15 protein-coding genes are annotated in these 12,332 nt (G+C 74.2%); 6 read left to right on the forward strand and 9 right to left on the reverse strand.

Annotated elements, in window-relative coordinates:
- A partial coding sequence (locus ACZ58X_RS32030; protein WP_470337073.1) for a hypothetical protein occupies window positions 1-671 on the forward strand: 671 nt, incomplete at its 5' end.
- A 643-nt stretch (window positions 672-1,314) separates the two neighbouring features.
- Here ACZ58X_RS32030 and ACZ58X_RS32035 read toward each other — a convergent pair.
- Window positions 1,315-1,533: a hypothetical protein gene (locus ACZ58X_RS32035; protein ID WP_470337074.1), complete on the reverse strand. Its 219-nt coding sequence runs from the start codon at window positions 1,531-1,533 to the stop codon at window positions 1,315-1,317.
- 11 nt (window positions 1,534-1,544) lie between these two features.
- Window positions 1,545-1,757, reverse strand: a complete 213-nt coding sequence (locus tag ACZ58X_RS32040) for a hypothetical protein (protein WP_470337075.1) — start codon at window positions 1,755-1,757, stop codon at window positions 1,545-1,547.
- Between the two features lie 216 nt (window positions 1,758-1,973).
- Between ACZ58X_RS32040 and ACZ58X_RS32045 the strand changes: the two genes are divergently transcribed.
- Entirely contained in the window at window positions 1,974-3,323 is a 1,350-nt protein-coding gene (locus ACZ58X_RS32045; protein WP_470337076.1) for a Fic family protein, read from the forward strand.
- Window positions 3,324-3,479: 156 nt separating this feature from the next.
- Here the strand turns inward: ACZ58X_RS32045 and ACZ58X_RS32050 are convergent, their stop codons facing one another.
- The 4 genes from ACZ58X_RS32050 to ACZ58X_RS32065 all read right to left on the reverse strand — a co-directional run bounded on the left by ACZ58X_RS32050 (window position 3,480) and on the right by ACZ58X_RS32065 (window position 5,974).
- Entirely contained in the window at window positions 3,480-4,613 is a 1,134-nt protein-coding gene (locus ACZ58X_RS32050; protein ID WP_470337077.1) for a methyltransferase domain-containing protein, read from the reverse strand.
- Entirely contained in the window at window positions 4,610-4,759 is a 150-nt protein-coding gene (locus tag ACZ58X_RS32055) for a hypothetical protein (protein ID WP_470337078.1), read from the reverse strand. Before ACZ58X_RS32055 ends, ACZ58X_RS32050 begins: the two co-directional genes overlap by 4 nt.
- A 128-nt stretch (window positions 4,760-4,887) precedes the next feature.
- Window positions 4,888-5,736: a helix-turn-helix domain-containing protein gene (locus ACZ58X_RS32060; RefSeq protein WP_470337079.1), complete on the reverse strand. Its 849-nt coding sequence runs from the start codon at window positions 5,734-5,736 to the stop codon at window positions 4,888-4,890.
- A gap of 25 nt (window positions 5,737-5,761) precedes the next feature.
- A complete protein-coding gene (locus ACZ58X_RS32065) occupies window positions 5,762-5,974 on the reverse strand; it encodes a DUF6879 family protein (RefSeq protein ID WP_470337080.1) in 213 nt (70 codons plus the stop codon).
- A 364-nt stretch (window positions 5,975-6,338) separates the two neighbouring features.
- Here ACZ58X_RS32065 and ACZ58X_RS32070 point away from each other — a divergent pair, with 364 nt between their 5' ends.
- Complete coding sequence (locus tag ACZ58X_RS32070; RefSeq protein WP_470337081.1) at window positions 6,339-6,734, forward strand: hypothetical protein; 396 nt, start codon at window positions 6,339-6,341, stop codon at window positions 6,732-6,734.
- A 157-nt stretch (window positions 6,735-6,891) separates the two neighbouring features.
- Here ACZ58X_RS32070 and ACZ58X_RS32075 read toward each other — a convergent pair whose 3' ends face one another.
- Both ACZ58X_RS32075 and ACZ58X_RS32080 read right to left on the reverse strand, forming a co-directional pair.
- Window positions 6,892-7,176 (reverse strand): hypothetical protein, encoded by a 285-nt coding sequence (locus ACZ58X_RS32075; RefSeq protein WP_470337082.1) that lies wholly within the window; start codon window positions 7,174-7,176, stop codon window positions 6,892-6,894.
- Between the two features lie 333 nt (window positions 7,177-7,509).
- Window positions 7,510-7,971 carry a hypothetical protein gene (locus ACZ58X_RS32080; RefSeq protein WP_470337083.1) on the reverse strand — a complete coding sequence of 154 codons (462 nt, stop codon included), beginning with the start codon at window positions 7,969-7,971 and terminating at the stop codon, window positions 7,510-7,512.
- Window positions 7,972-8,174: 203 nt separating this feature from the next.
- Here ACZ58X_RS32080 and ACZ58X_RS32085 point away from each other — a divergent pair, with 203 nt between their 5' ends.
- The 3 genes from ACZ58X_RS32085 (at window position 8,175) to ACZ58X_RS32095 (ending at window position 10,830) form a co-directional block, all read left to right on the forward strand.
- The gene (locus ACZ58X_RS32085) at window positions 8,175-8,465 is read left to right on the forward strand and encodes a DUF4287 domain-containing protein (RefSeq protein WP_470337084.1); all 291 of its coding nucleotides are present in this window, start codon (window positions 8,175-8,177) and stop codon (window positions 8,463-8,465) included.
- A 220-nt stretch (window positions 8,466-8,685) separates the two neighbouring features.
- Window positions 8,686-9,897, forward strand: coding sequence for an FAD-dependent oxidoreductase (locus ACZ58X_RS32090; protein WP_470337085.1), 1,212 nt, complete (start codon window positions 8,686-8,688; stop codon window positions 9,895-9,897).
- A 135-nt stretch (window positions 9,898-10,032) separates the two neighbouring features.
- Complete coding sequence (locus ACZ58X_RS32095) at window positions 10,033-10,830, forward strand: hypothetical protein (protein WP_470337086.1); 798 nt, start codon at window positions 10,033-10,035, stop codon at window positions 10,828-10,830.
- 135 nt (window positions 10,831-10,965) lie between these two features.
- Here the strand turns inward: ACZ58X_RS32095 and ACZ58X_RS32100 are convergent, their stop codons facing one another.
- A complete protein-coding gene (locus tag ACZ58X_RS32100) occupies window positions 10,966-12,180 on the reverse strand; it encodes a helix-turn-helix domain-containing protein (RefSeq protein WP_470337087.1) in 1,215 nt (404 codons plus the stop codon).
- Window positions 12,181-12,332: the final 152 nt, after the last annotated feature.

The raw sequence follows: 12,332 nt of genomic DNA on the forward strand, positions 1-12,332 counted from the left end.
GAGGCATCACGGCCGGCGCGGGCACCGCCGCGCTCGTCCTGGGCCTGGTGGCCAACCTCGTCACGCCGACCACGACCGCCTCGGCCGGCTCGGCCACCGCCGGCGCGACGAACGCTCCGGCGGCTTCGACGGCTTCGGCGGCTTCGGCGGCGGCCGCGTCCTCCGGCGCGTCGTCCCCGGCCGCGGCGCTCTACACCGCCTCGGCGGCGGGCTGCGCGCTGGTGCGCCCCGAGACCGTCGCCCGCTACGCCAAGGGCGCCTCCTGCACCGAGCAGAAGCCGGCCGGGACCGTGACGTCGACCGGGAGCTGGAACGGCCAGGACTCCGGCCTGATCATGCTGCAGGTCGTGGTCACCCTGACCCCGAACGCCGACAGCGTCTACCAGGGGATGCTGAGCAGCACCCGGACGCTGGCGGCCACCACCGGCATGAAGATCACCGACGACCGGTCGGTCCCCGACGTCGGAGCGAAGGCGACCCTCCTCTACACCGTCGTCAGCGGGTACGGCCGCGTCGAACTCGTGGCGTTCCAGCGCAACGCGGTCGTCACCGTCAACTACCAGGCGGCCACCCGCTCCGGCTACACCTTGAAGGACGTCCCGCCCTCCGACGCCGAAGCCGCCGCCACCGCCGCGGCGCGGGACGCCCTGGGCACGCTCACCACCTCGTGAGGAACGGGACGCAACCGGTACGGCGGGCAGCGGCAGCGGCAGCGGCGGGGACCGACACCGGGGAGGCAGCCCGCTCAGCCGCTCGGCTCACCGGATCGCCCGGTCGTGCTTCACGATCAGCCGAAGATGTCGTCCCGGTCGGTGGCCGTGCGGACCTGATTCGGGTGCCAGGTGATCCAGTCGGCGTAGTGCGCCGGCGCGCCCGGGTCGTGGAACCGTCCCGCCGCCCACCGAGCGGACTGACCCGACCTGCCCACACCAGACCTGACGGAGTACTACTGGCCGCTCACCACTTCCCGGATCACCGTGAGGAAGTCTTCCGCCCGGGGATGGGTGGGATGGGTGGGGTGAGCGGGGTGGGCGAGGTAGACGACGGCGCCGGGGGCGTCGGGGACCGGGAGGAAGCGGACGCCCGGATGGCTGCGGCTCTCCGCGGTACCTGCCGCGCCGAGGCCGAACGCACCGCCGGTGGCGATGAGGAACCGCTCGGCCGGGTGCGTCGGCGCGGCGGCGGACGCGGGAAGAGCGTTGACCCGGACCCCGGGCCGCGGCCCAGTGGGACCGGCCCGACCGGCACGGTTGGCCGGCGTGCTGGGCCGTGCCGGGGAGGCCGCTCCCGTCGGCGGCCTCCCCCAGTCGTCTTTCACACGGCGTGGTGCTGCTTCGCGTCGGAGCCGGTGGCGGGCTCGGTGGCGCTGCCGTGCGGCTCGCCGTCGGGGCGGCCCTTGTCGGGCAGCAGGAAGGTGATCGCGAGGAACACCGTCAGCAGGCATGCCTGGCCGATCGGTGCGCGGTGGAATCCGCCGGTGCGGTCGCGAGGCCTGCGGTACAACGGCCGGGCGGTCAACGGCCCGGTGGTCAACGGCCCAGTGGTCAGATCTGGCGGTCCGGGTCGGAGAAGGTCAGGCCGCCGGCCGCGAGCGGGCGCCGGGCCGGGGCGGGCACTGCGGCGGTCTCGCCGGGTGGCTGTCGGAAGTCGGCGCCCTGCTCGAGCGGCGGCCGGCGCGCGCCGGGCTGGGCGGGCAGGGGCGTGTCGGCGGCGGTCGCGGAGAAGGTGGGCATCGCGAGGGGACGGTGGTCTGTCATGATCGACAGTCTCGCAGCACGGACGGGGCCGCGTCGCCCCCCTCCCGGGACCGGTAGGTCCAGCGCGACGAGCGCGTGGCCCCGCGGGTGGGCCTGGCGGCCCGGCGGGGGTGGAGTCCTGGGTGGTCCGGGCGGTACGGGCGGGCCGGGGGATGCGGGCAGTGCGGGCGGAAATGGCGTTGCTCGGACCCCCGGGCCCCGTGGCACCCTGACCGGATGTCCAACGCGCTCTACCCCGCCGGCCTGGCCTGGGACGAGGTCGACCCCGCCCGCCACCCCTTCGACCCGGCTTCGGCGGCGCAGGTGGTCCACTCCCTCGGCCCGGCCCGGCGGGTGCCCTCCCGGCCGGACCCCGCCGTCGGTCCGACCGGCGGCACCTGGGCGTGGGAGGTGGCCAGGCCCTGGACCGATGCCATGACGCACGTGCTGATCGAGCACTACGGCCGGTGGGCGGCGGGGTGGCGCTGGTCGGTCGGCGAGGCGGACGTCGACGGCGGGCCGGTAGGCAACTGGTGCTGCGGGTCGCACTCGATCACCACTCCGGAGCAGACCCTCGACCGGGTCGTGGCGTCGCTGTGCGAGTGGCGTGACTGGCTGGAGCACCTCGCGCGGTGGTTCGAGGCCTACCCCCTGGACCCGGAGACCCTGGCGGCGGACCGGATCCTGTGGGAGCGCACCGCCCGCAACCTGATCCTGCACGTGGCCGACCGGACAGGCGCCGAGAGCGGCTGGTACGGGCACTGCCGGCAGGTCCTGGGCTGGTTCCTCAGCCGCTGGGGTGTCGACCCCGAGGTGGCCGAGCAGCTGGTGGGACAGGCGGTCGGCGGCCGGTTCAAGAGCTGGACCGCGCCGGACAGCGTCCTGGCGGAGGAGGTCGCCGAGCGGCTCGTCGGCCCGCTGCGCCCGCAGGACACCCATTGGTCACCGGACCCGGGCGAGCTCCCGGACCACCTGGAGCGCTGGCTCGCGATACGCGGGAGCGTGCCGTGGCCGGACGGCGGGGCCGACGCGGACCGCGGACCGGCGGCCCCCGCCCGCGACGGCGCGGCGGAGGACTTCCGCTCCTTCGACGCCGCCGTGGACCCCGCCCGCGCCGCCGGCCTGCTCACCGCGCTGGAGCTGGTGCGGGCCGACGCGGCACGCGGGGCCGTGCTCGACTTCGAGCTGCTGCGCGGCTGGCAGCAGCACGTCCTGGGCACACCCGAGCCGCCGCCGCTGCGCACCCGCCCCGCCTTCGCCAAGGGCGGCGAGGAGCGCTACGGGATCGGCCCCGACACCCGCAGCCGGCTCGACGCCTGTCTGGCGCAGGCCGCCGACGACCGGTCCTCGTTGGCCGCCAGGGCGGCCCGGGCCCACCTGGACGTCTGCTTCTTCCACCCGTTCGACGACGGCAACGCCCGCGCCGCCCTGCTCACCCTGCTGTTCGTACTGGCCCGCGAAGGCGCCACCCTCGACTCGGTGGTGCTCATCCGCCGGTTCGGCCACCGGGCCGACGACCCGCAGGACGCGCTGAGCCTGGGCCGCTCCGTCGAGCTCGGCCTCAGGCGCTCCGCCGCCGCTCGGTAGGGTCGGCAGGGAGGGCAACGACCCGTCGCCCGGCCCCGTGAGCGGGCCACCGGCCGCGACGTCCCGAACCGGTCCACCGGGACCCGCGACGAATTCCAGCAGGCCCAGGAGCACGCCGGCCGGCCACGGCGTAGGGCGTCCTGGGCGGCGGGCTCCTCAGATCGGCCGGCCGGGGCCGTCCAGCCAGGCGTGCCAGCCGTTTGGGGTCACGGTCAGCCCGAGGCGCGCGATGCCGGGCTCGCCCTCCTCGTGCCACCAGGCGAGGGTTCGCTCGAAGTCCTCCCACAGGCGGCGGCCGCCGTACTGGCGGACCGGGTGCGCGTCCTCGCCGTCGCGGAAGGTCGCGGCGGCCCAGGCCGGGGTGGTGAGGGAGTAGAGCCACAGGGTGCGGGCGCCGTCGTCGTGCGGCTGGATCGCGTGGACGACGTCGCGCAGACGCAGGCCGGCGGCGAGCGGGAACGGGTCGAACCTGCCGTGCGGCGGCAGGACGGCGGTGGTGGTGGTCTCGGCGACGGTCCCGCCACCGGGCGGGTTCTGCGGCCGTCGCAGGCGCTGGGAGCGCATCTTCATGAACTCCACCGGCCGGAGGAGCGGGCCGCTCGCGGTGCCGTCGCCGGTCACGGTGAGGCGGACCAGGGCGTCGGCGTTGGAGTAGTGGGTGCCGAACGGCGCCAGGATCAGCCCGCCGGGCCGGGTCTGCTCGATCCAGGCCCGCGGGACCTCGCGCAGCCCGTAGGTCGCGATGATCCGGTCGTACGGGGCGCCGGCCGGGTGGCCGTGCGCCCCGTCCGCGCGGACGACGGTCGGCCGGTAGCCGGCGCTGGTGAGCGCGGTGCGGGCCCGGGCGGAGATCCCGGGGTCGATCTCGACCGTGGTCACGTTCGCGTCGCCGAGCCGGTGAGCGAGCAGCGCGGCGTTCCAACCGGTGCCGGTGCCCTGCTCCAGCACCCGCATCCCCGGCTCCACCCGGAGGGCGTCCAGCATGGAGGCGACCAGGGAGGGCATCGAGGCGGAGCTGGTGGGCACGGTGCCGGGCTCGGCGCCCTGGTGTTCGCCGTCGTCCCACTGCGTGACGACGGGGATGTCCGCGGCGGCCGCCGCCAACCAGCCGGACTCGTCGGTGGTCCGATCGACGGGCCGACTCTTCCCGGTGGCCATGTCGTGGGCCCAGATCAGGTCCGGCAGGAACAGCGAGCGCGGGACGGCGTCGAAGGCGGTCGCCCACGCGTCGGCCACGGGCAAGGACCGCCCCGGCGTGGGGCGGTCCTCCTGCTCAGGTGCGAGCGTCACTTGCGGTGTCCCCCGTCCCCGGGCGGGGTGGTGCCGTCCGGCGACGGCGGGTCGGACGGCGGCGTCCACGGGGTGCCCGGGTGCCCGTCCCCCTCGCCGCCACCGCCACCCGGGCCCACGCCGCCGTGACCTCCGTCGTGATCCATGCCGACCTCCTCATCGTCGCTGGCTCGCTCGCCAGGGCCGGGTGTCCGGTCCGTCACGGCGGGCGACGGATCGACGGTAGGGAGTCGCCGCAGGCGTGTTCAACGCGATTGCGGATGATTGCAGGGATTCACCCGAGGGTGTCGATCGCGGTGGTGATGAGGGCTCGGGCCGCTGCGCCGTGGACGGCCGGCCTCGCCAATTCGGCGAAGGCGCGGTGGTAGTCGGCGAGTTCGCGAGGCTGGGTCACGGTGACCTCGGCGGTCAGGGTCTCCACGCAGGCCTGGTCGTTGTCGAAGAGGTAGAACGCCTCCAGCGGCCAGATCCGGCGCTGCGCGGTGAAGGGGATGATGCCGAGGGAGACCGACGGCAGCGGCATCACGGCGAGGAGGTGGCCGAGCTGGCCGGCCATCGTCTCCGGGTGGCCGATTCGGTAGCGGAGCACCGTCTCCTCGATGAGGACGACGAACCGGTGGCGGCCGTCGTGGAGCAGCCGGCCGCGTTCGGTGCGGGCGGTGACCGCGTCGGCGACGTCGTCGGGGGTGCCCTGGAACTCGGTGATCGAGCGCAGCAGGGCGGTGGCGTAGGCGGCGGTCTGGAGGAAGCCGGGGACGACGTTGGAGACGTAGGCCCGGCACACGGCGGTCCGGTGGTGCAAGGTCAGCGACTCCTGCTGCACCTGCCGCATGCCGGTGCGGTGTACGCGGCGCCACTCCAGGTACATCAGCTCCACCGCGCGCAGCCAGGCGATCAGGTCGCCGGTCTGGTCGGCCGCGCCGCACGCGGTGCACCAGGCGCACAGGTCGGTCTCGGACGGCGCCGACTTTCCGCTGAGGATCCGGGAGGTCTTGGAGGGGTGCCAGCCGCACCGGGCGGACAGCTCCTTGCCGTCGAGCCCGGCGTCCAGCATCAGCTCGCGCAGCCGGGTGGCGAGCGCGGCGCGGGCGGCCCGGGCGCTGGATGAGGGTGAGGCGGGCATGGCTGTCTGCTCGGCGCGGGCGGGCTCAGACGGTGTACCGGTCGTGCGGGACGGCCCGTTCCCACACCGCTTCGAACGCGGTGGCGCAGAGCTTCGCGACGGCGGGGTCCTCGGTGTCGCAAGTGCGCGGGTCGGCCCAGTCGCCGTCACCGGTGAAGTGGTTGAACCGCACGACGCGGCCGTCGAACAGCCAGAAGTCGGCGCCGGGCAACGCCAGGTCGCAGTCCAGCAGCACCATGGGCGACCTCTCCTTCCCCGTCTCGGGGTCGATCCCCACGAAATCCAGCCCCACGACACCCTCCAGAACCAAGCCGGTTGCGGTCACTTGCGCGTCACCGTTCCGCAGTGCTGACGACCAGTCAAGGGCGTGCGGGCGCAGCCAGGCGGCTCGCGTCCGTGCTGGTCGTACGGCGCGCCACGGCTGGTGCAGCGGGGGGTGACTGCCGGGCGCAGCCGTGGAGCTGTGAGGTGAAGTGTCAGGGGAACGTCCAGCAAACGTCGTTCCCTGCGGTGGCTGTGGAGAGGCAACCTGCTCGGGAGAGCTCCCGCTCCAACCGCGCTGCCGTCTGCATGGCAGAGGGCCGGACACCAGGAGGAACTGCATGAGGTTCAGGGTCGGCCGCCGTACGGCGGCGGTCGCGACAGCTGCGGCTTTGAGTGTCGGCGCGCTCGTCTCGGCCGCCGGGAATGCTCACGCCGACGACTACGTCCCGATCAATGTCGGCCACTGGGTCGGCCTCTACGACGCTCCCAACACCAGCTCGAAGGACGGGTGGGCCGACGTGCCTCCCGGCGGCGCGATCATCGCCCAGTGCTGGACCGTCGGCGAGAGCATCGGCAACTACGGCGACACCTGGTACCGCACGAACCGGATCTTCTGGAACGACGGCAATGGATGGACCAACGTCCTACCCACCGTCTACGTCTTCGCCGGGTATGCGGACGGCAACGCTCGCTCCGTCAACCGAGACCCCAACATCCCCCGGTGCCCTTCGTAGCACCGAACGCACCCAGCCGGTGCCTCTCCGGAAGCCGTGAGACACCGGCTACCCGCCGCGAGGTCTACGGATTCCTCCTGGGAGACCCGGTGCTGTTCCGATGGGGATCTGCACTACTGGGTGTGGCACCGCTCTGGCGGCGCCACACCCAGTAGTGCTATTCGTCGTCCTCGTCGTCCTCGGACTCCGCAGTCCACCGCAGGTCGATCGGGTAGGTCTCCAGAGTCTCGTGGTGGGCCGCGAAGAAGGCCCCCGAGTGGAGTTGGCCTTCGGGCGCAGCGAGTTGGGCATGCAGTCTGCCCTGCTGGTCCTCGGCGACCTGGCGCCCCTTCCAGGAGATGCGTCGTTCGTAGACTCCTGGGCGCGGCAGCCGGAAGTCGCCGGCGATCTCGGGTGAGAACGCGCGGATGACCACGCAGCCTGTCGGCGCGTCGAGTTCCACCTCGCGTTCGCCCTCGCCCCCCCAATCGCTGTCGGCCGGTGCCGGTCGAAGAGGACAGGCACCACTTCTCCCAGCTGCTCTGACCGGCGTTCGCCTGCGAGCGATCTTTCACGTGGAAGGGGTTGCTGCCCAAGAGCGGGCATTGGAATTGGCAGCACCGAGCCCCGGCGGCATGCGCGGTTCTGACGGCCCGGAACGTGTGCCCCGTCCCGCCGCTGACCCTCCGGTTGATCCTGCGGGCCGGCCCCACGGGGCCGTAGGCAGCGGGGAGGGCCTCGACCGCGGCCGGGAGATCGCCGGGATCGCCGGGAGCTGTGTCGGCGTCCGGTGGTGTCAGTGGACGAAGATCCGGTGCGGGGTGTTCTTGGTGGCGGGCTGGTTGCGCTCCAGGTGGACGCCCGGGTACGTCTTTCCCGCGTTGCGTACGGCGAAGCTGATGAGCACGGCCATCAGGCCGGTCACGCCTGACAGGCCGGGGGCGGCTCCGCCGCCGCCGATGAGGCAGGCGACGGCGACGAGGGCGATGCCCGCCGCGAGCAGGAGCCAGCCGGAGGTGGTGCGGGTGCGCTGCTTCTGCGTGGCGGTCGGCTCGGATTCCAGCACGACCTTGATGGGGAGGCGGCAGTCGCCGCAGAACGCGTCGAGGACGACGGACCCCGTTTCCGGGCGCCGGCTCGCGCCGAGCGGGAACAGGTGCCACTGCGAGTGATAGGTCGTGCTGCGCAGCCCCTCGGTGCGGGTCATGCTCGTCCGGTGGCCCAGGCGGAACCGTGCGACGTCGGTGGGCACGCTCATGGATCTCGCTCCGTCTCCCCGTGCGCGGCCCCCCAAGTGTCCGCGCGGGCCGCGATGTTAACAAACGCTGGTGTACGTGAAGGGGACACCGGGTGGCGCCCGGGCGGCGGGCCCGGTCTGGGAAGTCCCCGGCGGTCGAGCGATGAGTTTCGTCGCCGGGGCCGGTCTACCCCTTGAACACCGACACGAGCAGGAGAGAACACATGTCCTTCCAGGCGTACCTCGACACCATCGAGACCAGGACCGGCCTGACGCCGCGTGAGTTCGTCGCGCTCGCCGAGCAGCGCGGCTTCGACGCCCCGTCCACGAAGGCCGGGGTGGTCCTCGCCTGGCTCAAGGAGGAGTACGGCCTGGGCCGCGGGCACGGCATGGCCCTCGTCCACGTCTTCAAGCACGGCGCGAGGATCGACGCCAAGCACGTGGGCACCACGGGCTCGCACCGCGACGCCTCCGACACGCTCTGGCTGGACGGCAAGGCGTCCAGGCCCGCGTGAGCCGTCCGCGTCCACGGCGCCTGCGGGAGCGCGGGTGGTCGGGGTCGGGCCGTTCAGGGGTGTGCTACGGTCGTCGGCGCTGGCTGGAATGCGCGAAAAATCCGCTCCCGAATGGTGTTTCCGAGCGGCGCCTCACACGGTGTTCGTTCCTCTGCGAGGAACCCGGTGCTTCCTTCGTCGTCCTGAACGAAGGCAGAGGACTGTGCATTTTCCGTACCGTGTGATCATCATCGGGGCCGGACTGGGCGGGCTCGCGCTCGCCCACGGCCTGCGCGAGCGAGGCGTCGACGTCACCGTCCACGAGCGCGACGCCCACCCCGGGGCCCGGCCGCAGGGCTACCGCGTCCAGCTCGACGAGCCCGGCCTCACCGCGCTCCGGCAGTGCCTGCCCGCCGAGCTGTACGAGCTCTGCCTGGCCACGGCCGGGGCACCGCCGGCGCGGGTCTCGGTCCGCAACCGTCGCCTGGAGGTCCTGGCGGACCGGACCGCGAACCCGAAGGCGGGCGTCGACACGGCGGGCGACGGCACGGCGGGCGACGGTCCGCGCGCCTTCGACCGGCCGACGCTGCGTCGGATCATGCTCCTCGGCCTGGGCGACCGGGTGCACCGCGGTGCACGGCTGGCCGCCTACCGGCACGAGGCCGACGGGCGGGTCACCGCCCGCTTCACCGACGGCCGGACCGCGACCGGCGACCTGATCGTCGGCGCCGACGGCGTCAACTCGGCGGTGCGCCGGCTCCTGCTGCCCGCGGCCCGGGTCGAGGACGCCGGCCTGCGGCTGGTCTACGGCCGGATCCCGCTGGCCGGACGGGCCCGCGAAGCCCTGCCGGACTGGGTCTTCGAGAGCATCTTCACCGTGGTCACCGACGGCCCGGGCAGGGCCCATCTGGGCCTGGGCCCGGTGGAGTTCACCACCCGGCCCGACCGGGCCGGGCGGGCCCGGACCCCCGCCGTCGAACTGCCCCCGGCCCACGACTACATCGCGTGCATGGTCGGCGCACCCGCCGACCACCCCGCCATGCCCGCTCCCGCGGACCTGGGCACGCTGCCGCCCGCCGCCCTGCGCGAGCTCGCGCTGCGGCTGCTGGGCGAGGGCTGGCACGAGGACGTCCACCGCCTGCTCGCCCGGTGGGACACCGCCTCGCTGTTCCCGCTGCGCATCTCCACCGCCGCCCCCGTGCCGCCCTGGGAGCCGGGCCCGGTGACGCTGATCGGCGACGCGATCCACGCGATGAGCCCGGTCCTCGCGATGGGCGCCAACACCGCCCTCCGCGACGCCGCCGAACTCAGCCGCGCCCTGGCCGGCGCCACCGGTCCGGGCACGGGCCTGGTCCGGGCCGTGGGCGCGTACGAGAGGCGGATGCGGGACTACGCCTTCCCGATCGTCGCCGACTCCCGCCGGACCGGACAGCAACGCGTCGGCCAGCGCTGACGGGAGCGGTCGGGGCGGGCGGGAGGCCTGCGGAAGGGGGCCTGCGGGCGGGCGCCGTGTCCGTGCTCGCCCGCAGGCGGTCGGGGATGGGCGAACGCCCTTGAGCGGAGCCGGTGTTGGTGCTTCACTGTGCGGATGATCAGCGAGGCCGAGATGACTGACCTGTTCGGCGCCGTGCTCAGCAGGCACCGGGTGGACACCCGGGCACGGTGGCGGAACGCCGTGTGGGCGCTGGTGCTGGCCGTGCCCACCGGCTGGCTCGGGCTGTGGGCGCTGCTCAGCGCGGACGACGGCCGCCCGGGCGGCGGTCGGACGATCGGCCTGGTGATCGGCCTGTCCCTGGGCGCCCTGTACGTCGCCGTGACGCAGGCGTGGCGCGCGGTGCGGGGCGGGTCGGGCGAGTACTTCGAGGTCCGCGAGCGCGGGCTCGTCCACGGCTCGCGCCGGGGCGCGGTGGGCTGGGAGTGGAGCCAGGTCGTGTCGATCACGACCCCCGGCACCCCGAGGATCCACGGCCTCGCCCGCCGGCTGGGCAACGACTACCGCTGCCGCCTCGCCCTCGACGGCGGCGCGCGCCTGCACATCGACGGGCACGCCGCCGGGGCCTCCGGCCTGGGCCGCGCGGTGCTGGAGCACAGCCCCCGCGCGCGGCGGCTGCAAGGGGACGAGTGGCAGGAGCGCGCGGGCGGCTGGTTCCTGGCCGGGGCTGCGGTGTTCCTGGCGGTGGGCGTCGCGATGGTCGCCTATCTCGCGAGCCACGCGGACACCACCCGCACGATCACCGACGCGAACGGGATGGTCAGGGAGGAGACCGTGCAGGGCGTCGGCGACGGCGTGATCATGGCGGTCGGGCTGAGCCTGCCGGTGTGCGCGGTCGGCGCGATCACGTGCGTCGTGCTGTACGTCCGCTACCTGCGTTACCGCCCGCGCTGACCGGCCGGTTCCACCACGGCCAACGGAAGGCAGCTGCAGGTGAGTTAGCGGACCGGCCGGGGGTGTGCGCCAGGGCTTCGCGGGGAGCGCCTCCGGCCGGGGAGGGTGCCTGCGGTGCGGTGCCGGGCGCGGTCGTCACTGCTGGAAGGGGCTGGGTTCCCAGGCCTTCCCGCCGACCGGGTAGCTGTACAGCGGCCGGCCCTTGACCGCGCTGGTGCGGAACGGCGCGCCGCCGCCGGGGCCGATGGTCAGCGTGCCCTTCCGGTCGCCGCTGGACCACTCCAGTTCCAGGTACCAGCTGACGTCGTGGGAGGTGGTCTCGGCGCTGACCTCGATGACCTGCGGGTCCCGCTCGCTCACCGTGACCGGCAGGCCGGTCCTGCCCTCGGTCACGACCGGGCGGGGGCGGGCGGCGTCCAGGTCGAGGTCGTACGAGTGGACGTCGACTCCGCCGCCGCAGCCCTCGCCCATGGAGTAGGCGTTCCAGGCCAGCGGGGCCGCGGTCCGGGCGACGCGGACGTCGAGGGCGGTCAGCACCACGGTGTCGTCGCCGGTGCCCTGCACGACGAGCTCGATCGACTGGTAGTGGCCGGGGACCGCGCCGACCTCGGAGACCCAGGCGGGGACGTCCGCCAGTGCGGGCGGGCGGGGGACTGCCGAGGGCGGACGGTCGACCACGTACTGGTCGCACTCGTCGTCCCAGCCGGACGGACGGACCACGACGGTGACCGGGGCGCTCGCCCCCCGGTCCGCGGCGCCGGCCGGCCCCGACGTGGTCGCGCCCGCGGTCACGCCGGCGGCGGCCGCCGGGGCGGGAACGGAGGCGGGGTCACCTCCCGTACGGGTCCGGAGACCGGCGGCGACGGCCCCGACGGTGGCGAGCACCGCGGCGGCCGTCACGGCGGCGAGCACACTGCGCCGCACCCGCCGCCGCGGCTCGGCGGGGGTGCGCGCCGGGGCGGCCGTCCTGTCCTGCGCGATGCCTTCCACGACCGTCGCGATCACCGGAGCCGTTGACGGAGCCGTTCCCGGAGGCGTCGGCAGAGCCGTTGACGGAGGCGTTGACGGAGTGTTCGCCGCGGGGGCGGGAACGGACGGCTGCCGGTCGCCCCGCGCCGTGTGGGCGATGACCCACAGCCGGTAGAGCTCGGCGCGCTCCTCCGGCGTCGCCCGGCACAGCCGCGCGAGGCGTTCCAGCGGGGTGAACTCCACCGGCATCACATCGCCGTTGCAGTAGCGGTGCAGGGCCGACGTGCTCACGTGCAGCTGCTTCGCCAGCGCGCCGTAGCTGAGCCCCGACCGGCTCTTCAGTTCCTGGAGCAGTCGCGCGACCTCGTCCGCGTCCCGCACTTCCCCGGCCCCCTCTGGCACTGCTCCTCCACCCCGCTCGGCGAACCGCCGCCGGGGAGAGCTGCTGCACCGGGCCCGGCATCCCGGCACGCCCCGCGGGGCGTTCCAGGAAGGTTACGTCCTCCCAGCTCAAAGAGGGTAAACGCGTCCCC

It is taken from the genome of Kitasatospora sp. NPDC040550 (genome assembly GCF_055594965.1).